Source organism: Nocardioides bizhenqiangii (assembly GCF_034661235.1).
Classification (GTDB): domain Bacteria; phylum Actinomycetota; class Actinomycetes; order Propionibacteriales; family Nocardioidaceae; genus Nocardioides; species Nocardioides bizhenqiangii.
The window spans coordinates 2,441,507-2,460,617 of the sequence record NZ_CP141059.1; the positions used below are offsets into that span (position 1 = coordinate 2,441,507).

Consider the following 19,111-nt stretch of genomic DNA (forward strand, 5'->3'; position numbering starts at 1 on the left):
ATGTTCAGGCTCACCCTGCGCAACCTGCTGGCGCGCAAGCTCCGGCTGGTCATGAGCGGCCTGTCGATCGTGCTCGGTGTCGCCTTCCTCTCGGGCGTCCTCGTCTTCAGCAACGGCCTCTCGTCCACCTTCGACGGCATCATCTACGGCTCGACGCCCGACGGCGTCGTGCGGACCAAGGACTTCTCCGAGTTCGACGCGGGCTACTCCGGCACACCGAAGAACGTCGTGACGCCCGAGACCATCGAGAAGCTCGAGGCGCTTCCCGAGGTCGACCGTGCCGACGGCGACATCGCCGGCTTCGGCATGAGCCTGCTCGCCTCCGACGGGACGCTCGTCGGCGGCACCGGTGCACCGACGCTGGCCTTCAACTACCACGACGGCCCCAACATGGACGGGGGGTCGATCCTCAAGCTCGACAGCGGCCACTGGCCGGAGGCCACCGACGAGATCGTGCTCGACACTGCCGCGGCCGAGAACGGCGACTACCAACTCGGCGACGAGGTGCAGCTGCTGGCCCCGTACGGCGAGATCGAGCAGACCGCGACCCTCGTCGGCACCGCCGAGTTCAACGGCGGCGGCACCGCGGGGGCGACGTTGCTCATCTTCTCGACCGAGGGCGCCCAGCGGCTGTTCCTCAACGGCCACGACGTCTACAACCGGGTCAGCCTGACCGCGGCGGAGGGCGTCACCCAGGAGGAGCTGGCCGACGCTGCCCAGGAGGTGATCCCCGATGACTTCGAGGCGGCCACCGGTGACAAGGTCGCCGACGAGTCCCAGGCTGCCATCGGGGAGTTCCTCGGCATCATCAGCATCTTCCTGCTGATCTTCGCGGGGATCGCCGTGCTCGTCAGCGCCTTCATCATCCTCAACACCTTCACCATCCTGGTCGCCCAGCGCTCGCGGGAGCTCGCCCTGCTGCGCGCTCTCGGCGCCGCTCGCGAGCAAGTGACCCGTTCGGTGATGCTCGAGGCGCTGGTGCTGTCGTTCGTCGCCTCGACGATCGGCATCGGCGTGGGTTGGCTGCTCTCACGAGGCCTGGCCGCCCTTTTCCGCGCGATCGGGCTCGACATCGCCAGCAACGCGCTCGACCTGACCGCGACCGCTGTCGGCATCAGCTACGCCGTCGGGGTCGTCGTCACGATCGTCGCCGCCTACTTCCCCTCGCGACGTGCCGGACGAGTCGCTCCGGTCGCCGCCATGCGGGCGGAGTCGCCCCACGCACCCGCTCCGCTCGGACGTCGCGCCGCGGTCGGCGGTGTTCTCCTCGTGGTGGGCGCCGCGCTCGCCATCTGGGGCGTGGTCGGCGCACCGGGTCCCGACGCGCTCTGGGTCGGCATCGGCGCGGTGATCTGGATCCTCACCGTCGCGGTGATCAGCCCGGTCATCGGCAAGCCCGTGCTGGTCGGCTGTCGCGCCCTGTTCGGACGCCTCTTCGGAGCGCCCGGCCGGCTCGCGGGCGAGAACGCCCTGCGCGACCCTCGTCGCACCGGCGCCACCGCGTCGGCGCTGATGATCGGGCTCGCCCTCGTGTCGACGATCGGCGTGCTCGCGGCGTCGATGAACAAGTCGATCGACGACCTGGTCGACGAGGAGTTCACCGCCGACTTCCTGGTGCAGAGCACGAACTTCGTGCCGTTCTCGACCACGGTCGGGGACGCTCTCGAGGACGTCGACGGCGTCTCCGTCGTCAGCCGGCAGCAATGGGTCGGCGCCAAGCTGGACGGCGACAACGAGACGGTCGCGGGCAACGACGACGCCTTCACCGACGTCTACGACCTCGATGTCAAGGAGGGCCGGACCGACCTGCACGGCTCGGAGGCCTTCGTCTTCGACGATTTCGCCGACGACCACGACGTCAGCCTGGGCGACGAGCTCGAGCTGAGCTTCCCAGGCGGCTCCAAGCTCCAGCTCGAGGTCGTCGGGATCGTGGGGTCGTCCGAGGTGACGGCGCCGATCAACGTCCGGCTCGACCAGATCGAGAAGGCCGGACTCACCCGACAGGACACCAGCGTCAGCATCCTGATCGAGGACGGGGCCGACGCGGAGGCGGTGCAGGACGACCTTGACGACGCCGCGTCCGACGTGCCGATCGTCGCGGTCTACGACAAGGAGGAGTTCAGCGACGCGATCCGCGACCAGGTCAACCAGCTGCTCTACATCATCTACGGGCTCCTGGCGCTGGCGATCGTGATCGCCGTCTTCGGCATCGTGAACACCCTCGGCCTCAGCGTCATCGAGCGGACCCGCGAGGTCGGCCTGCTGCGGGCGATCGGGATGAGCCGGAGCCGGCTGCGGCGGATGATCACCCTCGAGTCCGTGGCGATCGCGGTCCTGGGTGCGGTGCTCGGGCTCGGCCTCGGCCTGACGATCGGCGTGACGCTGCGCGAGACGCTCAAGGAGGACCTGAGCAGCCTGGCCCTGCCGCTCTCGCAGCTGGTGGTCTTCCTCGCGATCGCGGTCGTCGTCGGTGTCCTCGCCGCCGTGATCCCGTCGATCCGGGCCGCCCGGATGAACGTGCTCGAGGCGATCGCCGAGGAGTAGGACTCACAGTCTCGATACGCCCTCGCCTAGCGGCTCGGGCTACTCGACCAGCGATCGTGTCGGTCGCGTAACCGGGTGAATCGAGACCTCAGGCGAGTGCGACCAGGTCGGCGTAGTCGACGTTCCAGAGGTCTTCGACGCCGTCGGGGAGGATCAGCACGCGGTCCGGCTCGAGGGCGTGCACGGCGCCCTCGTCGTGGGTGACCAGTACGATCGCGCCCTCGTAGGAGCGGATCGCGGCCAGCACCTCCTCGCGGGAGGCGGGGTCGAGGTTGTTGGTCGGCTCGTCCAGCAGCAGGACGTTCGCCGCCGAGACGACCAGGCTGGCGAGCGCGAGGCGCGTCTTCTCGCCGCCGGACAGCACGCCGGCCGGTTTGTAGGCGTCCTCGCCGGAGAAGAGGAACGACCCGAGCACCGACCGGGCCTCGGTGTCGGTGAGCTGCGGCGCCGCCGACTGCATGTTCTCGAGCACCGTGCGACCGACGTCGAGCGTCTCGTGCTCCTGGGCGTAGTAGCCGAGCTTGAGACCGTGGCCGGGCACCACGGCGCCGGTGTCGGGTTGGTCGAGCCCGGCGAGGATCCGCAGGAGCGTGGTCTTGCCGGCACCGTTGAGGCCGAGGATGACGACGCGGGAGCCCTTGTCGATCGCGAGGTCGACGTCGGTGAACACCTCGAGGGACCCGTAGGACTTCGAGAGCTCGGCGGCGGTGAGCGGTGTCCTGCCGCACGGCGCCGGCTTCGGGAACGCGATCCGGGCGACCTTGTCGGACTGCCGTTCGGCCTCGACGCCGGCGAGCATCCGCTCGGCCCGCTTGAGCATCGACTGCGCGGCCTGCGCCTTGGTGGCCTTCGCCCGCATCTTGTTGGCCTGGTCGGTGAGCGTCTTCGCCTTCGCCTCGGCGTTGGTCCGCTCGCGCTTGCGCCGCTTCTCGTCGGTCTCGCGCTGCTGGAGGTATGCCTTCCAGCCCATGTTGTAGGTGTCGATGACGGCCCGGTTGGCGTCGAGGTGCAGCACCCGGTTGACCGTCGTCTCGAGCAGGTCGGTGTCGTGGCTGATCACGACCAGTCCGCCGGTGAATGCCTTGAGGAAGTCGCGCAGCCAGACGATCGAGTCGGCGTCGAGGTGGTTGGTGGGCTCGTCGAGGAGCAGCGTCTCCGCATCGGAGAACAGGATCCGGGCCAGCTCGACGCGGCGCCGCTGGCCGCCGGACAGGGTCTTGAGCTGCTGCCCGAGCAGCCGGTCGGTGATCCCGAGGCTGTGCGCGATCGTCGCCGCCTCCGACTCGGCGGCGTAGCCGCCGCCCGCGTGCAGGTCGGCGTCGGCGCGCTCGTAGCGCCGCATCGCCCGCTCCCGCACGGCCGGCTGGTCGCTGCCCATCTCGACCTCGGCCGCCCGCAGCCGTCGTACGACGTCGTCGAGGCCACGCGCGGACAGGATCCGCTCGCGGGCCAGCTGGTCGGGGTCGCCGGAGCGCGGGTCCTGCGGCAGGTAGCCGACCGGGCCGGTCGCCGTCACCGAGCCGTCAGCGGGCAGCGCCTCGCCGGCGAGGATCTTGGTCAGCGTGGTCTTGCCGGCGCCGTTGCGGCCGACCAGACCGACCTTGTCACCGGCTGCCACACGGAAGGTGACGTCCTCCATCAGGAGCCGAGCACCGGCTCTGACCTCGAGCTGGTGAACCGTGATCATGACGTGGCTCAGTCTCCCACGGGGCGGGCGGGCCGGCCCAAACGGGACGTTCCTCTAGGGTGCTCGTGTGGTGCGATTCAATCCGAAGGCTCGGCTCGACAGGTCTCGCGTCCGCGATGTGCGCGGCGGTGGCGGCGGCCTCGGCGGCGGCACCGGCATGCGCCTTCCGATCCCGGGCGGCGTCGCGGGCGGAGGCGGCATCGGCGGCATCATCCTGGTGATCGTGCTGGTGGTGCTGACCCAGTGCACGGGTGTCAGCCTCAACCCTTTCGGCGGCGCCGACTACAGCACGTCCCGCCTGAGCGATGCCCAGGACAGCGGCCGGTACGACCACTGCGAGACCGGCGAGGACGCCAACGAGGACCACGACTGTGCTCGGGTGGCGATCGAGAATTCCCTGACCGACTACTGGGACTCTGAGCTCGGCGAGCAGTTCAGGGCGATCGAGACCCTGACGACGTTCGAGGGTTCCGTCAGCACCGGCTGCGGCGGTGCCGACTCCACGGTGGGCCCGTTCTACTGCCCGGCGGACGACTCGATCTACCTCGACACCACGTTCTTCGACCAGGTGCTCGAGCGCCAGCTCGGCGGTCCCGACGGCGGATTCGTCGAGTTCTACGTCCTCGCCCACGAGTACGGGCACCACATCTCGAACCTGCTGGGATTCATGGGTCAGGTCCGCACCCAGGAGACTGGCCCGACCTCGCCCGGCGTGCGGCTCGAGCTGCAGGCGGACTGCTACGCCGGCATGTGGGCGCACCACGCCACGACGACCGAGGACGAGGCAGGCGAGGTGCTGATCGAGGACCTCTCGCAAGAGGACATCGACCTCGCGCTCGAGGCGGCGTCCGCCGTCGGCGACGACTACATCCAGAAGAAGACACAGGGCCAGGTGACCGAGGAGTCGTGGACCCACGGCTCGTCGGCCCAGCGCCGCCACTGGTTCACGATCGGCTACGAGAACGGCTCGCTCGACCAGTGCGACACGTTCGCGGCGTCGGAGGCCGAGGTCCTCGGCGAGGGCTGAGCTCGGCCACAAGCTCGTCATCCGCAGCTTGCCGTGTTTGGCGGTGGGTGGCGGCTCGCTTGTCCGGCCGGCTCACTTCGGCTCGCACGACGCGTTGATGACCTGAATCTCGCCGGGAGCTAGCGAGACCAGGCCTAGTCGTCCAGGCGTCGTGCGCGCGGCACAGCTACCCGGGCTCGCCGGTTGAGCACCCAGAACGGGTTCCCGTAGCCGAGCAGGACCCCGTCGGCGTCGTGGACCTCGACTCGGACGTAACGCCCTTGCCGTCGGGCCACGTTGATCCGCACGGGCCCGTTCGCGAAAGCGGCCGCAGGCATGGTCACGGTCTTGATCAAGGGGACCGTCGCCCCGGTCCTGTCGCAGGCTCCCAGGATCATCCGGACGGTGGAGCCGGGTGGGAGGGCTTCGGCACGGACGTTGACCCTGACCCGCCGAGCCCGGGTGCGCAGCACCTGTCCCATGACGGAACGTCCGCCCGCGCGAAGGTCGAGGCGGCCGCCCGGCCACCGGGCCTGCTGATGGCACCAGGCCCTGCCTGCCGCAAGCGACGCCAGCAGGTCGCGCGTGCCAGTCGACCTCGCCCAGACGGAAGTGAGGAACAGGTGCGGCTTCTCGGCCCAGTTGCGTCCCTCGTGGTCATCGATCTGGCTCGTCGCGGTCAGGAAGATCGCGTTGCGGGCCGCGACGTCGAAGAGCCCCATCCGGTTCCGGGTGATGACGAGGTCTCCCTGGGCGTTCGCCACCTCCATGAGGTCGGCTCCGAGGGCTCTGGTCCGCACCAGCTCGTGGGGCTTCGTGGGCGGGTGGTTGTACTGCACCAGGGCGCCGCGGTCGTGGTACCACCGGATGGCCTTCTTCGCTTCTGCAACGGAGTTGTCGCGCACAGGGGCTTTTCCGGTGGGCGGGTAGGTGTACAACTCGAAGTCCTCCATGAAGACATTGAGGTGCCGGATCATCGACAGCTCGGCGCCGAGGACCTGGGTGATCTCCGGGTACGCCGGGGCGAGTCGGCGCATCAGGTCCCGCTGGGTCCGAACCGGCCACTCGAGCTGGTCGCGAGTGCGGTGGAAGACGAGGTGGTCGAAAACCCCGGACCCGACAGCACCGTTGCGGGCATGCACCCCGAACCGCAGCCTGGCCAGACCCGAGTCCTCCGCGACCAGGTCCGGCCAGAACGCCCGCACGTCATCGATCATCCGCAGCGTCAGCGTCTGCCACCCGTCCTCGGGAGCGACCTCGACCACGCCGACCAGTGGCCCGTCGAGGCGTCGGCCCGGTTCGGATCCCACGCGGTAGTCCAGCGTGTAGACACCGGCCGGACGGCCACCCGTCGCCGGTCGGTAGGACGTCTCCACCTGCACGACCAGGGCAGCGTCGGTCCCGACCGTTTCCGCGAGCACGTCGACAGTGATGGTGGTGTCGGAGATGTTCGTCGAGTAGAAGGCATTCCCACCCTTCCCGAAGAGGTAGGACCCAGACCACCCGGGACCGGTCCCGCCGGCGGTTACCCGGAGCGCCCGGCCGGGCTCGTCAGGGCTGCGCGGCTCGCTGACGAAGGCGTACGTCGCGCCCGTCACCGTCCCCTCGTTCTGGACGATCCACTGGAGCCCACCGTCCTCGGCGGTGCCGTCGAAGGCGATACCGTCGTAGTAGCCGTAAGCCTGCATCCGCCAGTCATGGTCGGTCCACCACACGACGTCAACGCCGGCGCTCCGGGCGGCCTCCAGCTGGGCCATCATGCTCGCGCCGCCGCCACCCGAAACGTTGCTCCCGCCCTCGCTGAAGCAGGAGTGGATGTGCATCGCCATGCTGACCGCGTCGTACCCACCTGCGCGAGCGGCGGACGGTGCGGCGGTCGCCACCTTCGGGCCGCCCAGGGCCGCGGTCGCCCCCGCACTCAGTCCGGCACCGAGCAGTCCGCGTCTTGAGACCTTGCTGTCCTTCTTCACGATTTCTCCCGACAGTGAGGTGGTGGCTCTCGACGGTCGTCAGGGACGACACCGAGGCGTGAAGCCGCGCGTGTCACCGCTCGTACCAGCGGATCCGCGCCACCAGCGGCCGGTGGTCGGAGTGGTAGCCGTCGAGCGACCGATGCCCGACGTACTGACCGGATCCAGGGTCCTTCGCCCTCAGCCGCAGCGTCCGGTCGGCGATCCACACGTAGTCGATCCAGCGTGAGCCGCGCGTCGGCTCGACGCCGTCGAGCCCGAGGATCTCGTACGACGACGCGGCGTGCTCGTGCTGCGTGTCCCAGACCCCGCCGTCGGGGCGCGCTCGGTAGTCGTCGTAGAAGTCGAAGTTGAAGTCGCCGGTGCCGACGACGATGTCGCCGGGCACCGCGTCCCAGACGTCGGCGAGCTCGCGCAGGTGCTCCTTCGCGCGGTCCGCGTTCGCCGTGTCCTGGAACCCGTCGCCGGTCTCGATGCCCTGGTTGAGGTGGGTGTCGACGACGGTCAGCAGCCGGCCGCTCCCCCGGTGCCGCAGGGTGACGACGACGTAGCCCCGCGGCGGGAACGGCAGGTCGGTCTGCTGCTTGCCCGCGCCCCCGTGCACCTCCGTCCACGACCCGTCGACCAGCTCGAACTGGTCACGCCGCCACGAGACCGCCAGCCAGAACGGCCCGTTCGGCTCCCACAGCTGCCAGGTGTCCCAACCCTGGCGGGCCAGCCGCCGCCGCACGGCCGGGAAGTAGTCCGCTCTCGTCTCCTGCCACCCGATGACGTCGACCTGCCGGTCACCGATCAGCCGCAGCGCGTCCGCCATCGCCTCGTCGCGCGGCAGGTGGCGGTAGACGTTGAACGACGCCACCCCGAGGGTGTCGACGACCCGGCCCGGGAGCCGGGTGACCGCGGCGGACCGCGGGAGCTCGGCCGGATCGCCGTCGTCGTCGCTGTCGGCCGCCGAGCACGCCGCCAACGTGGCGACGACCAGCAGCAGGGAGACGACTCGACGCGTCACGGTCGCGGGCTCAGCGCGGTTCACAGCTGCAGGAGCGCTTCCATGTGGGGGAACTGCCGCTGCAGCGTGCGCAGGTGCGGGGCGACGGCGGGGTGTCGGTACTTCGAAGCCAGCGCGCCCTCCCCCGTCGCTGCCCGGGCGAGCGCCCACTCGGCGCGACTGAGCGCGGTGTAGACGGCGACGATCTGCGCCCCGAGCACCACCTGGTCGCGGTTGGCGTCCGGGATGCCCAACAGGTAGGCGTCCAACAACGGCTCGAACCCCTCCCGCGCCGAGAGCGAGAGGTAGCCGAGGTCGCCTCCGACCGGGCCGGTGCCGACCGTGCCCCAGTCGATGCCGATCGCGTCGTCGCCGTACCGCCCGGGCAGGTTGCGGGCAGTCGGGTCGCCGTGCTGCGGCACCTGCGGGAGTCCGTCGAGCAGGTCGAGCATCGCGCCGCGGTGCCGCCAGAGGTGGTCGGCGACGTCGGCGACGGTGGTCCGGTCGAGCGTGGGCCAACCGCCGCGGCGGGCGACGCGGTCGATCCGGTCGCGCATCAGGTTGCGAGCGAGGAACCGTGGCCGCGGCAGGTCGGCGGCGGCGAACCGACCCATGCACAGAGCGAGGAACAGGCCGCTGGACGAGGCGTCCTCGACCCAGTCCCGGACGATGGTGATGCCCTCCGGATCCTCCTCCACCGACGCGGTCGTGCTGCGCAGGCCGGGCGTCGCCTCGGTGAGCCCGGTGACGATGACGTCCGCCTCGCGCCGCCAGTAGCCGATGTGGCCCGGCTCGCTGACTGCTGCCGGGTCGCCGGGTCGGGGCGCGGCGAGCCGCTTGATGACGACCGGCCGACCCGCGAGCGCCGTACGCCACACTCCGACGGTTGACGTCCCGGAGCCACCGGGAAGCACCACCCAGTCGGGCTCCGGCTGCCACATGCCACGGACGCTAGCCGATGTCCCGCCCGCGGACGCCGAACCGACCCGCGAACGGCTCGGGCGCGGCGGCAGAGACAATGGGCGGATGCAGATCTCGGTCGACGACCCGCTCCGGCCGGACGTCGTGGCCCTGCTCGAGGGGCACCTCGCCGACATGCGGGCGACATCGCCGCCCGAGAGCGTCCACGCCCTCGATCCGAAGGCTCTGGTCGGACCGGGGCTGTCGTTCTGGACGTTGCGGGACGACGGCGTCCTGCTCGGATGCGCGGCGCTCAAGGAGCTCGACCCCGGGCACGCCGAGATCAAGTCGATGCGTACGGCGCCCGCGGCCCGCCGCCTGGGCGTCGCCAGCCGGCTGCTCGACCACGTGCTCGCGGTCGCCCGCCAGCGGGGCTACATCAGGCTCAGCCTGGAGACGGGCACCCAGGACTTCTTCGCTCCGGCCCGTGCGCTCTACCGGTCGCGGGGCTTCGAGGAGTGCGGCCCGTTCGCGACGTACGTCCCGGATCCGCACAGCGCGTTCTTCTCAAGACCGCTCCCGTGAGGTCTCGGATCCAGTAGCGTTCCGGCTCATGCGCACGTCTCGCACCGCCGCCGTCGCGACCGTCCTTGCACTCTCCCTGTTGACCGCCTGCGGCGACGGAGGCGACGACTCCGACTCCTCCGACGATCCGGTGACAGAGACGGTCACGGAGGCGCCGTCCGAGACCACCTCGGCGCCGACCGATGCCTCGACGACCGCCGAGACGGACGTGACCCCGATGGACCCGACGGGCGACATCACACAGGAACAGGTGGACGCGGCGCTGCTCACGCCGGAGGAGGTGGGTCCGGGGTTCGTGGCCGGCACCTACTCCGACGAGAACTCCCCGCCGCTGTGCGACCCGTCCTCGCCGCCGGTCGAGGAGGTGGTGCCGTCGCAGATCAGCAGTGGCACCCAGATCGACCACGTCGACGGCAACGCCGCGATGCAGGAGGAGATCGTGATCTACGCGACGGAGGCAGAAGCGACCGAGGCGTTCACCGTCGCCTCCGACGGCCTCGCCTGCAGCGAGGGCACGCTGGACGGTGAGACGATCACGATCAGTGCCCCGGAGGACGTCACGAGCCAGGTGAACCAGAGCGGGCTCGGCACCAGCACCGCGTGGGGTGTCTCCTCCGAGAGCTTCGACGGCGTGCTGGTCGCAAGCCTCGCCGGCCGGGTCATCGTCGCCACGCAGTTCGCGTCCGCTCCCGGCACCGACACCTCGGCCCTGCCCAACCCGGTCGAAGTCGCCGCGACCGCCTGGGCCAAGGCACTCTCGAACTAGGGCAGGCCATGACCGACTGGGACTTCAGCGGGCTGCGAGCGACGTACGTCAATTGCACGCTGAAACGCAGCCCGGAGCCGAGCCACACCGAGGGTCTGGTCGACGCGAGCGCGGCGATCATGTTCAAGCACGGCGTCACCGTCGAGGTGATCCGGGCGGTCGACCACCCCATCGCCACCGGCGTCTACCCCGACATGCGTGAGCACGGCTGGGAGACCGACGCCTGGCCGGACATCTACCCGCAGATCCTCGAGAGCGACATCCTCGTCATTGCCGGCCCCATCTGGCTGGGTGACAACTCCTCCGTGACGAAGCAGGTCATCGAGCGCCTCTACGCGCTCAGCGGCGAGCTGAACGACAAGGGCCAGTACCTCTTCTACGGCCGGGTGGCCGGCTGCCTGATCACCGGCAACGAGGACGGCATCAAGCACTGCGCGCAGAACGTCCTCTACTCGCTGCAGCACATCGGCTACACGATCCCGCCCAACGCCGACGCCGGCTGGATCGGCGAGGCCGGCCCCGGTCCTTCGTACCTCGACCCGGGGAGCGGGGGGCCGGAGAACGACTTCACCAACCGCAACACCACCTTCATGACCTGGAACCTGATGCACCTCGCGAAGATGCTCAAGGACGCCGGCGGCGTGCCGGGCTACGGCAACCAGCGCACCGAGTGGGACGCAGGCACCCGGTTCGACTACGAGAACCCGGAGTACCGGAGCTAGGCACGTCTCGTTATCCGGCGGCGTCGCGAGCGGCGTTTCCGGCCGATCTGGCAAGGCGGCGGAGCGAAGTCGTGCTCGTCCGCCCATCGAGCGACGCCAACGCAGCCAGATCGAGGCGGAAACTTCGCGTAGCAGGCGCGGGATAAGGAGACGTGCCCTAAGCGTTCTCGACGTCGACCACCACGGCCTGGGCGTCGACGACCGCGGAGTCGAGCACGGCTCGCCTCGGGTCGGGTACGTCGAGCCACGGTCCGACGACGGCGAACTCGACCAGGCGAGCGTCGGCCAGCACGGCGTCCACTGCCGAGCGGTCCCCGCCGGTGACCAGCGGGCCGCGGTGGCCGGCGAGGATCCGTGCGGCGTGGTCGGCCGCGGCGGCGTACGCCTCGCGCGCCTGGTTGTCGCGGCGGCGGGCGAACCGCTGCTGCGACTGCCCGCCCGCCTTGGTCCGGCCCTGGACGTGCCGCTGGCCCACCTTCGACTCGACCACTTGGTCCCCCGCCATCCGCGCCACCGCGAACCCGCCCTTGCGGACCAGCAGCACCGCCCAGGACTCCGGCGGTGCGGCAGCGGCGACGAAGGCGTCCACGTCGGCCGGGCCGTCGTACGCGCGCTCGAACGGCAGGCGGGCGGCGAACGTGGACTCGTCCGCAGCGGCACCGCGGAGCGCGCCGGCCGCCACGGCGAGCGCGGCCGCTCCGTGGCGGACGACAAAGTTCTCCACCCATCGCGGCACGCGGTCGCGCGGGACGAGGATCCGGGTCACGAGACCCGACGCTACCGACGAGAACGTGTTCTAGTCTCGTCGCATGCCGACGATGCACGAGTGCCAGCTGGTCGACGTCGACTTCGTCGACACCGCGCGCTACCGCTACGCCAACAGCGTCGACCTCGCGATCACCCCGGAGCAGCTGTTCGAGGTGTTCGAGGACGCCGATGCCTGGCCACACTGGGCGAAGGTGATCACGAAGGTGACCTGGACCAGCCCGCCTCCGCGCGGCGTCGGCACGACGCGAGTGGTCGGCATGCGCGGTGGCCTGGTCGGTGACGAGGAGTTCCTGCTCTGGGAGCCCCCGACCCGGATGGCCTTCCGGTTCAACGCCTCGTCGGAGAAGACGGTGCGCGCGTTCGCCGAGCGGTACGACGTCGAGCGGAGGCCGGCGGGCTGCCGCCTCACCTGGACCCTCGCTCTCGACGTCGCGGGTCCGTCGCGCTACTTCATGCCGCTCGGGAAGCCGGTCATGAACCTGACCTTCCGGTGGTTCCTCAAGAAGCTGCGGCGCTACACCGACGAGAAGTACGGCGTCCGCGAGGCGGTGTGACCGTCACCGGGTTTCGACACGGCGGTCGCCGACGCTCGTCCCTCGCGGCGGCGCGCCTGCTCAACCTCTTCGGCTGGCGTAGCCACCTCAGACATTAAATCCCAGCGCGCGCAGCTGCTCGCGGCCGTCGGGGGTGATCTTGTCCGGGCCCCACGGCGGCATCCAGACCCAGTTGATCGCGACGTCGCCGACGATGCCCTCGAGGGCGCTCTCGGTCTGGTCGGTGATGACGTCGGTCAGCGGGCACGCCGCCGAGGTGAGCGTCATGTCGAGCACGACGTTCGACTCCTCGTCGAGGTGGACGTCGTAGACGAGGCCGAGGTCGACGACGTTGATCCCGAGCTCGGGGTCGACGACGTCCTTCATCGCCTCGGTGACGTCCTCGACGGTCGTGGTCGAGGTGCCGGCGGCCCCGGCCGTCGGACCAGCCTCGGGGACCTCGGGCAGGTCGCCGTGGTCGACCTGGCCCTGCTGCTGGATCTGGTCAGTCATTGCTGCTTCCCTTCGTCGACTGCAGCGTGGCGTCCTTCCAGGCCATCCACGACAGCAGAGCACACTTAATGCGAGCCGGGAACTTCGCGACGCCGGCGAAGGCGATCCCGTCCTCGAGCACGTCCTCGTCGGGCTCGACCTCGCCCTTGCCCTGCATGAGGGTCAGGAACTCCTCGTGCACGGCCATCGCGTCATTGACGCTCTTGCCGACCACAAGGTCGTAGAGCACCGAGGCCGACGCCTGCGAGATCGAGCAGCCGAGCGCGTCGTACGACACGTCCTCGACCACGCCGTCGGTCAGGTGCACCCGCAGGGTCACCTCGTCGCCGCAGGTCGGGTTGACGTGGTGGACCTCGGCCTCGTGCGGCTCGCGGAGGCCCTTCCCATGCGGGTTCTTGTAGTGGTCGAGGATGATCTCCTGATACAGGACATCCAGGTTCTGTGCAGTCATCATCAACCCAACTTGAAGTACGAGCGGGTGTATTCCAGGCCGTCGACGAGCGCGTCGATCTCGGCCGGCGTCGTGTAGAGGTACGACGACATCCGGGTCGAGCTCTGGACCCCGAACCGCGCGTGCGCGGGCTTGGCGCAGTGGTGGCCGGCTCGTACGGCGACGCCGCGCGAGTCGAGCACCTGCGCGATGTCGTGCGGGTGGACGCCGTCGAGCTCGAACGCGATCGCGCCACCGCGCAGGGTCGCGTCGTTGGGCCCGAGGATCGTGAGCCCGGGCACCGTGGCCAGCCCGGCGAGCGCATAACCGGTGATCGCCTGCTCGTGCGCGTGCACGGCGTCCATCCCGAGGTGGCTCAGGTAGTCGACGGCTGCACCGAGTCCGACTGCTTCGACGATCGGCGGCGTGCCGGCCTCGAACTTGTGCGGGATCGGGGCGTACGTCGAGCTCGCCATCGTGACGGTCTCGATCATCTCGCCACCACCGAGGAACGGCGGCAGCTGGTCGAGCACCGCCCGCCGGCCCCACAGGACGCCGATCCCCGTCGGACCGACCGTCTTGTGGCCCGTGAACGCGATCAGGTCCGGTCGCTCGTCGTCCGACATCGCAGCAAGGTCGATCGGCAGCTGGGGCGCGGCCTGGGAGGCGTCGACCACGACGAGCGCACCGACCTCGTGCGCGCGCCGGGTGATCTCGGCGACCGGGTTGATCGTGCCGAGCATGTTGGACACCCACGTCAGCGAGACGACCTTGGTGCGTTCGGTGATCAGGTCGTCGACCTGCGTCAGGTCGAGCTGACCGTCCTCGGTGATGCCGAACCAGCGCAGCGTCGCGCCGGTGCGCTGGGTGAGCAGCTGCCACGGCACGATGTTGGAGTGGTGCTCCATCTCGGTGATGACGACCTCGTCACCGGCCCGCACCTGCCTCTCGCCGGCCCAGGCAAGCGTGTTGGCGGCGAGGTTGAGTGCCTCGGAGGCGTTCTTGGTGAAGACGACCTCCGCGCGCTCGGGGGCGCCGATGAACGCGGCCACCTTGTCGCGCGCATCCTCGAACGCCACCGTCGCCTCCGCACCGAGCTGGTGCATCGCGCGCGCGATGTTGGCGTTGTGCCGCTCCAGGTGATCGACCATCGCATCGATCACCACCTGCGGCTTCTGCGAGGTGTTGGCGCTGTCGAGGTAGACCAGCGGTCGTCCGCCCGCGAGCACGCGCTCGAGTATCGGGAAGTCCTTGCGGACCACCTCGAGCTCCGGGAGCAGCCCCACGGGATTGGACGCATTCATGCTCAGACCGCCGCAGCCTTGACGTACTTGTCGTAGCCGTTGGCCTCGAGCTCGTCGGCGAGCTCCGGACCACCCTCGTCGGCCACCCGGCCGGCGACGAAGACGTGCACGAAGTCGGGCTTGATGTACCGCAGGATCCGCGTGTAGTGCGTGATCAGCAGGACGCCCTTGTTCTCGCGCTTGCGGAACTCGTTGACGCCGTCGGCCACGACCTTGAGCGCGTCGATGTCGAGGCCGGAGTCGGTCTCGTCGAGGATCGCGACCTTGGGGTCGAGCAGGTCGAGCTGGGCGATCTCGTGCCGCTTCTTCTCACCACCGGAGAAGCCCTCGTTGACCGAGCGCTGCGAGAACGACGCGTCGAGGTTCATCCGCTCCATGACGCCGTTGACGTCCTTGACCCACGTGCGCAGCTTCGGCGCCTCGCCGTCGATGGCGGTCTTGGCGGTGCGGAGGAAGTTGGCGACCGAGACGCCGGGGACCTCGACGGGGTACTGCATCGCGAGGAACAGACCAGCACGGGCGCGCTCGTCGACCGTCATCCCGAGCACGTCCTCGCCATCGAGGAGGACCGTGCCCTTGGTGATCTCGTAGCGAGGGTGACCGGCGACCGAGTAGGCCAGCGTCGACTTGCCCGAGCCGTTGGGGCCCATGATCGCGTGCGTCTCGCCGTCCTTGATGGTCAGCGTGACGCCCTTGAGGATCTCCTTGGGGCCGTCCTCGGTGTTGACCTGGACGTGCAGGTCCTTGATCTCGAGGGTGCTCATGCGGGGGTGACTCCGTTCAACGTGGTGGTGGTGTCGACGAAGAGCTCATCGCCGCGCACCTCGACAGGGAAGGTGGCGACGGGCTCGGTCGCGGGAAAGTGGGTGGGCTTGCCGGTGCGCAGCTCGAAGCACGAGCCGTGCAGCCAGCACTCCACCGTGCCATCGGCAACCTCGCCCTCGGAGAGGGCGACCGCTGCGTGCGAGCACTGGTTCTGCAGGGCGAAGAACTCGTCGCCGTCTCGAGCGACGGCGAGGTCGTACTCCCCAAGGGTGACCGCGAGGGCCTCGTCCTTGGGCACGTCGGCCAGCGCGCAAGCGCGCTCGAACGTCATACCTCTCCTTCGGTCGTCGAGTAGCCCGAGCCGCCAGGCGAGGGCGTATCGAGACGCAGGACGTTCTTCGCGAGCTCGTCCTCGACCGTCGCGAGCAGCTTCTCCTCCAGCTCCGGTACGCCGACGCGGCGGATCAGGTCGTTGAAGAAGCCGTGCACGACGAGCCGCCGGGCTTCCGGCTCGGAGATGCCGCGCGAGCGGAGGTAGAACAGCTGCTCGTCGTCGAAGCGTCCGACCGCCGAGGCGTGACCGGCACCGGCGATCTCGCCGGTCTCGATCTCCAGGTTGGGGACCGAGTCGGCGCGACAACCGTCGGTGAGGACCAGGTTGCGGTTCTCCTCGAACGTCTCGATGTCCTCGGCGACCTTGCGGATCAGGACGTTGCCGATCCAGACGGTGTGCGCCTTCGCGCCCTGCAACGCGCCCTTGTAGACCACGTGGCTCTTGGTCTTCGGTGCGTTGTGGTCGACGAAGAGCCGGTGCTCGAAGTGCTGGCCCGCGTCGGCGAAGTAGAGGCCGAACAGCTCGGCGGACCCGCCCGGACCGGCGTAGTCGACGTTGGTGCTGGTGCGGACGAGGTCGCCACCCAGGGTGAACTCGAACTGCCGCAGCGTCGCGTCACGGCCGACCCGGATGTTGATCTGCTCGGCATGCACGGCGTCGTCGTCCCAGTCGTTGACGTGGACCAGGTCCAGCTGGGCGCCATGGCCGACGAGCACGGTGGTGAACGCGTCGAACGTGGTGCTGCCGGTGTGCTCGACCAGGACCGTCGCCCGCGCGTGGGCGCCCACCCGGAGCACGAGGTGGCCCCACACGACGTCGTCGACCGACGCCCCGTGCAGCTGCACGCGCACCGGGCCGTCGAGGTCGGCCTCGGCCGGCACGTCCACCAGGATCGCTCCCCCGGCGTTGGCCACCGCGAGCGCGCCGAGGCGGTCGAACGCGGGCGTCACACCCAGCGCCTTCGCCTCCTCGGTGGAGATCGTGGTCACCGTGACGCCAGCAGGCAGCTCCTCCTTGACGTCGAGGTGACCGTCCGAGGGGACGCCGTCGAGCAGCCCACGGAGCCGCTTGAGAGGCGTGAACCGCCAGATCTCCTCACGCCCGCTCGGGACCGGATGAGCGTCGACGTCGAAGGTCGGCTCAGGGTGGAGGTGGCTCTCGACGTGCCCTTGCTCGAGCGCGTCGTTCAGTACGGCCGCGGTCACCCAACGGCTCCTTCCATTTGCAGCTCGATCAGTCGGTTCAGCTCGAGGGCGTACTCCATCGGGAGCTCCTTGGCGATCGGCTCGACGAAGCCGCGCACGATCATCGCCATCGCCTCGTCCTCCTGCATGCCTCGCGACATCAGGTAGAAGAGCTGGTCGTCGGAGACCTTCGAGACCGAGGCCTCGTGGCCCATCGACACGTCGTCCTCGCGGATGTCGACGTAGGGATAGGTGTCGGACCGGCTGATCTGGTCGACCAGCAGCGCGTCGCACAGCACGTTTGACTTCGAGCCGTGCGCACCCTCGTTGATCTGGATCAGCCCGCGGTACGACGTACGCCCGCCGCCGCGCGCCACGGACTTGCTCAGGATCGAGCTGGACGTGTGCGGAGCCGCGTGCACCATCTTGGCGCCGGCGTCCTGGTGCTGGCCCTCCCCCGCGAACGCGATGGACAGCGTCTCGCCCTTGGCGTGCTCACCCATCAGGTAGACGGCGGGGTACTTCATCGTCACCTTGGAGCCGATGTTGCCGTCGACCCACTCCATGGTGGCGCCGGCCTCGCAGACAGCGCGCTTGGTCACCAGGTTGTAGACGTTGTTGGACCAGTTCTGGATGGTCGTGTAGCGGCAGCGGCCGCCCTTCTTGACGATGATCTCGACGACCGCGGAGTGCAGCGAGTCGGACGAGTAGATCGGCGCGGTGCAGCCCTCGACGTAGTGCACGTAGGCGTCCTCGTCGACGATGATCAGCGTCCGCTCGAACTGACCCATGTTCTCGGTGTTGATCCGGAAGTAGGCCTGCAGCGGGATGTCGACGTGGACACCCTTGGGCACGTAGATGAACGATCCGCCCGACCACACCGCGGTGTTGAGCGCGGCGAACTTGTTGTCGCCGACCGGGATCACCGTGCCGAAGTACTCCTGGAACAGCTCCGGCTGCTCGCGCAGGGCGGTGTCGGTGTCGAGGAACAGCACGCCCTGGGCCTCGAGGTCCTCGCGGATCGAGTGGTAGACGACCTCGGACTCGTACTGGGCCGCGACGCCGGAGACGAGGCGCTGCTTCTCGGCCTCGGGGATGCCGAGCTTGTCGTAGGTGTTCTTGATGTCCTCGGGCAGGTCGTCCCACGTGGCTGCCTGCTTCTCCGACGACCGCACGAAGTACTTGATGTTGTCGAAGTCGATCGCGCTGAGGTCGGACCCCCAGGTGGGCATGGGCTTGCGCCCGAAGAGCTTGAGGCCCTTCAGCCGGAGGTCGAGCATCCACTGCGGCTCGGACTTCTTCGAGGAGATGTCGCGGACGACCTCCTCGTTGAGGCCGCGCTTCGCGTCGGCGCCGACGTCGTTCTTGTCGGACCAACCGAACTCGTAGCGACCGATCCCCTTCAGCTCGGGATTGAGGTCTTCGATGGAGGTCATGAGGTGACCTGCTCCTTCTCTCTGTCGGTCGAGGGGGTGGCCGGGATGCACGTGGTGCAGACGCCGTCGCCGTGGGCGATGGTCGCCAGCCGCTGGACATGGGTGCCGAGGACGCGGCCGATCGCCTCGGTCTCGGCCTCGCACAGCTGCGGGAACTCGTGGGCGACGTGGGAGACGGGGCAGTGCTGCTGGCACAGCTGCTCCCCCACGACCGGCAGCTGTCGGACGGATGCCGCGTAGCCCTCGTCGGTGAACACCATCGCGAGCACCTCCGCCGGCGTCGCCTCCGGGTGCTCGGCCGCGACCTGCGGGAATCGCTCCTCGATGAAGGACGCCCGCCGCTCCGCGAACGCCTTGACGGCCGCGGGACCGACCGTCTCGGCCAGGAACCTGATCGCCTCGGCGGCGAGGTCGTCGTACTGGGCCTCGAAGCCGTCGCGTCCGTGCTCGGTGAGCGCGAACACCTTGGCGGGACGCCCGCGGCCGCGATGGCCGGCGGGACGCTGGTCGCGGGCCTCGACGGCGCCCTCCTCGACCAGGTGGTCGAGGTGACGGCGCACGGCGGCCGGGGTCAGGTTGAGGCGCTCAGCGAGCGCCGCCGCGGTGGAGGGGCCGTTGACCAGGATCGACCGCGCAACGCGTTGGCGCGTCGGTGCGTCGATGACCGGGTCCATGT

Annotated in this window: 19 protein-coding genes; 6 read left to right on the forward strand and 13 right to left on the reverse strand. The window is 69.5% G+C overall.

Annotation, left to right across the window (positions count from 1 at the left end):
- Positions 1-2,544: an ABC transporter permease gene (locus SHK19_RS11845; RefSeq protein ID WP_322455168.1), complete on the forward strand. Its 2,544-nt coding sequence runs from the start codon at positions 1-3 to the stop codon at positions 2,542-2,544.
- 88 nt (positions 2,545-2,632) lie between these two features.
- On the opposite strand, the gene SHK19_RS11850 is transcribed toward SHK19_RS11845, so the two are convergent.
- Positions 2,633-4,231, reverse strand: a complete 1,599-nt coding sequence (locus SHK19_RS11850; protein ID WP_322455169.1) for an ABC-F family ATP-binding cassette domain-containing protein — start codon at positions 4,229-4,231, stop codon at positions 2,633-2,635.
- 67 nt (positions 4,232-4,298) lie between these two features.
- Between SHK19_RS11850 and ypfJ the strand changes: the two genes are divergently transcribed.
- Positions 4,299-5,258, forward strand: coding sequence for a KPN_02809 family neutral zinc metallopeptidase (ypfJ, locus tag SHK19_RS11855; RefSeq protein ID WP_322455170.1), 960 nt, complete (start codon positions 4,299-4,301; stop codon positions 5,256-5,258).
- A gap of 134 nt (positions 5,259-5,392) precedes the next feature.
- Here the strand turns inward: ypfJ and SHK19_RS11860 are convergent, their stop codons facing one another.
- From SHK19_RS11860 to SHK19_RS11870, 3 genes are all read right to left on the reverse strand, one after another.
- Positions 5,393-7,207 (reverse strand): CehA/McbA family metallohydrolase domain-containing protein, encoded by a 1,815-nt coding sequence (locus SHK19_RS11860; protein WP_322936334.1) that lies wholly within the window; start codon positions 7,205-7,207, stop codon positions 5,393-5,395.
- A 73-nt stretch (positions 7,208-7,280) separates the two neighbouring features.
- Entirely contained in the window at positions 7,281-8,216 is a 936-nt protein-coding gene (locus tag SHK19_RS11865) for an exonuclease/endonuclease/phosphatase family protein (RefSeq protein WP_322455172.1), read from the reverse strand.
- A 20-nt stretch (positions 8,217-8,236) separates the two neighbouring features.
- On the reverse strand, positions 8,237-9,136 hold the full coding sequence (locus SHK19_RS11870) for a phosphotransferase (RefSeq protein WP_322936335.1): 900 nt from the start codon (positions 9,134-9,136) through the stop codon (positions 8,237-8,239).
- Positions 9,137-9,221: 85 nt separating this feature from the next.
- Between SHK19_RS11870 and SHK19_RS11875 the strand changes: the two genes are divergently transcribed.
- From SHK19_RS11875 to SHK19_RS11885, 3 genes are read left to right on the forward strand one after another with little or no spacing between them, the layout of a single operon-like run.
- A complete protein-coding gene (locus SHK19_RS11875; protein ID WP_322455174.1) occupies positions 9,222-9,680 on the forward strand; it encodes a GNAT family N-acetyltransferase in 459 nt (152 codons plus the stop codon).
- Between the two features lie 28 nt (positions 9,681-9,708).
- Positions 9,709-10,446, forward strand: a complete 738-nt coding sequence (locus SHK19_RS11880; RefSeq protein WP_322455175.1) for a hypothetical protein — start codon at positions 9,709-9,711, stop codon at positions 10,444-10,446.
- An 8-nt stretch (positions 10,447-10,454) separates the two neighbouring features.
- The gene (locus SHK19_RS11885; protein ID WP_322455176.1) at positions 10,455-11,168 is read left to right on the forward strand and encodes a flavodoxin family protein; all 714 of its coding nucleotides are present in this window, start codon (positions 10,455-10,457) and stop codon (positions 11,166-11,168) included.
- 157 nt (positions 11,169-11,325) lie between these two features.
- Here SHK19_RS11885 and SHK19_RS11890 read toward each other — a convergent pair whose 3' ends face one another.
- Complete coding sequence (locus tag SHK19_RS11890; protein ID WP_322936336.1) at positions 11,326-11,934, reverse strand: acVLRF1 family peptidyl-tRNA hydrolase; 609 nt, start codon at positions 11,932-11,934, stop codon at positions 11,326-11,328.
- A gap of 43 nt (positions 11,935-11,977) precedes the next feature.
- Between SHK19_RS11890 and SHK19_RS11895 the strand changes: the two genes are divergently transcribed.
- Positions 11,978-12,490 carry an SRPBCC family protein gene (locus SHK19_RS11895; RefSeq protein ID WP_322455178.1) on the forward strand — a complete coding sequence of 171 codons (513 nt, stop codon included), beginning with the start codon at positions 11,978-11,980 and terminating at the stop codon, positions 12,488-12,490.
- Positions 12,491-12,577: 87 nt separating this feature from the next.
- Here the strand turns inward: SHK19_RS11895 and SHK19_RS11900 are convergent, their stop codons facing one another.
- The 8 genes from SHK19_RS11900 to SHK19_RS11935 all read right to left on the reverse strand — a co-directional run bounded on the left by SHK19_RS11900 (position 12,578) and on the right by SHK19_RS11935 (position 19,109).
- Complete coding sequence (locus tag SHK19_RS11900) at positions 12,578-12,856, reverse strand: metal-sulfur cluster assembly factor (protein ID WP_405030498.1); 279 nt, start codon at positions 12,854-12,856, stop codon at positions 12,578-12,580.
- A 118-nt stretch (positions 12,857-12,974) separates the two neighbouring features.
- A complete protein-coding gene (gene sufU, locus SHK19_RS11905; RefSeq protein WP_322455599.1) occupies positions 12,975-13,433 on the reverse strand; it encodes a Fe-S cluster assembly sulfur transfer protein SufU in 459 nt (152 codons plus the stop codon).
- 2 nt (positions 13,434-13,435) lie between these two features.
- Positions 13,436-14,716 (reverse strand): cysteine desulfurase, encoded by a 1,281-nt coding sequence (locus SHK19_RS11910; RefSeq protein ID WP_322455180.1) that lies wholly within the window; start codon positions 14,714-14,716, stop codon positions 13,436-13,438.
- Between the two features lie 2 nt (positions 14,717-14,718).
- On the reverse strand, positions 14,719-15,480 hold the full coding sequence (gene sufC / locus SHK19_RS11915) for a Fe-S cluster assembly ATPase SufC (RefSeq protein ID WP_322455181.1): 762 nt from the start codon (positions 15,478-15,480) through the stop codon (positions 14,719-14,721).
- The gene (locus SHK19_RS11920; protein ID WP_322936337.1) at positions 15,477-15,812 is read right to left on the reverse strand and encodes a non-heme iron oxygenase ferredoxin subunit; all 336 of its coding nucleotides are present in this window, start codon (positions 15,810-15,812) and stop codon (positions 15,477-15,479) included. Before SHK19_RS11920 ends, sufC begins: the two co-directional genes overlap by 4 nt.
- Positions 15,809-17,020, reverse strand: a complete 1,212-nt coding sequence (sufD, locus tag SHK19_RS11925) for a Fe-S cluster assembly protein SufD (RefSeq protein ID WP_322936338.1) — start codon at positions 17,018-17,020, stop codon at positions 15,809-15,811. Before sufD ends, SHK19_RS11920 begins: the two co-directional genes overlap by 4 nt.
- The gene (gene sufB / locus SHK19_RS11930; protein ID WP_322455184.1) at positions 17,017-18,435 is read right to left on the reverse strand and encodes a Fe-S cluster assembly protein SufB; all 1,419 of its coding nucleotides are present in this window, start codon (positions 18,433-18,435) and stop codon (positions 17,017-17,019) included. The genes sufD and sufB overlap by 4 nt, the downstream gene beginning before the upstream one ends.
- The gene (locus SHK19_RS11935; RefSeq protein ID WP_322455600.1) at positions 18,432-19,109 is read right to left on the reverse strand and encodes a helix-turn-helix transcriptional regulator; all 678 of its coding nucleotides are present in this window, start codon (positions 19,107-19,109) and stop codon (positions 18,432-18,434) included. The genes sufB and SHK19_RS11935 overlap by 4 nt, the downstream gene beginning before the upstream one ends.
- Between the last annotated feature and the right edge of the window lie 2 nt (positions 19,110-19,111).

Coding starts and splice junctions, on each gene's coding strand:
- sufC (WP_322455181.1), bottom strand. CDS start 15,480: ATGAGCACCCTCGAGATCAAGGACCTGCACGTCCAGGTCAACACCGAG.
- sufU (WP_322455599.1), bottom strand. CDS start 13,433: ATGACTGCACAGAACCTGGATGTCCTGTATCAGGAGATCATCCTCGAC.
- SHK19_RS11910 (WP_322455180.1), bottom strand. CDS start 14,716: ATGAATGCGTCCAATCCCGTGGGGCTGCTCCCGGAGCTCGAGGTGGTC.
- SHK19_RS11880 (WP_322455175.1), top strand. CDS start 9,709: ATGCGCACGTCTCGCACCGCCGCCGTCGCGACCGTCCTTGCACTCTCC.
- SHK19_RS11900 (WP_405030498.1), bottom strand. CDS start 12,856: ATGAAGGACGTCGTCGACCCCGAGCTCGGGATCAACGTCGTCGACCTC.
- SHK19_RS11875 (WP_322455174.1), top strand. CDS start 9,222: ATGCAGATCTCGGTCGACGACCCGCTCCGGCCGGACGTCGTGGCCCTG.
- SHK19_RS11870 (WP_322936335.1), bottom strand. CDS start 9,136: ATGTGGCAGCCGGAGCCCGACTGGGTGGTGCTTCCCGGTGGCTCCGGG.
- SHK19_RS11895 (WP_322455178.1), top strand. CDS start 11,978: ATGCCGACGATGCACGAGTGCCAGCTGGTCGACGTCGACTTCGTCGAC.
- SHK19_RS11920 (WP_322936337.1), bottom strand. CDS start 15,812: ATGACGTTCGAGCGCGCTTGCGCGCTGGCCGACGTGCCCAAGGACGAG.
- SHK19_RS11935 (WP_322455600.1), bottom strand. CDS start 19,109: ATGGACCCGGTCATCGACGCACCGACGCGCCAACGCGTTGCGCGGTCG.
- SHK19_RS11885 (WP_322455176.1), top strand. CDS start 10,455: ATGACCGACTGGGACTTCAGCGGGCTGCGAGCGACGTACGTCAATTGC.
- SHK19_RS11845 (WP_322455168.1), top strand. CDS start 1: ATGTTCAGGCTCACCCTGCGCAACCTGCTGGCGCGCAAGCTCCGGCTG.
- sufB (WP_322455184.1), bottom strand. CDS start 18,435: ATGACCTCCATCGAAGACCTCAATCCCGAGCTGAAGGGGATCGGTCGC.
- SHK19_RS11850 (WP_322455169.1), bottom strand. CDS start 4,231: ATGATCACGGTTCACCAGCTCGAGGTCAGAGCCGGTGCTCGGCTCCTG.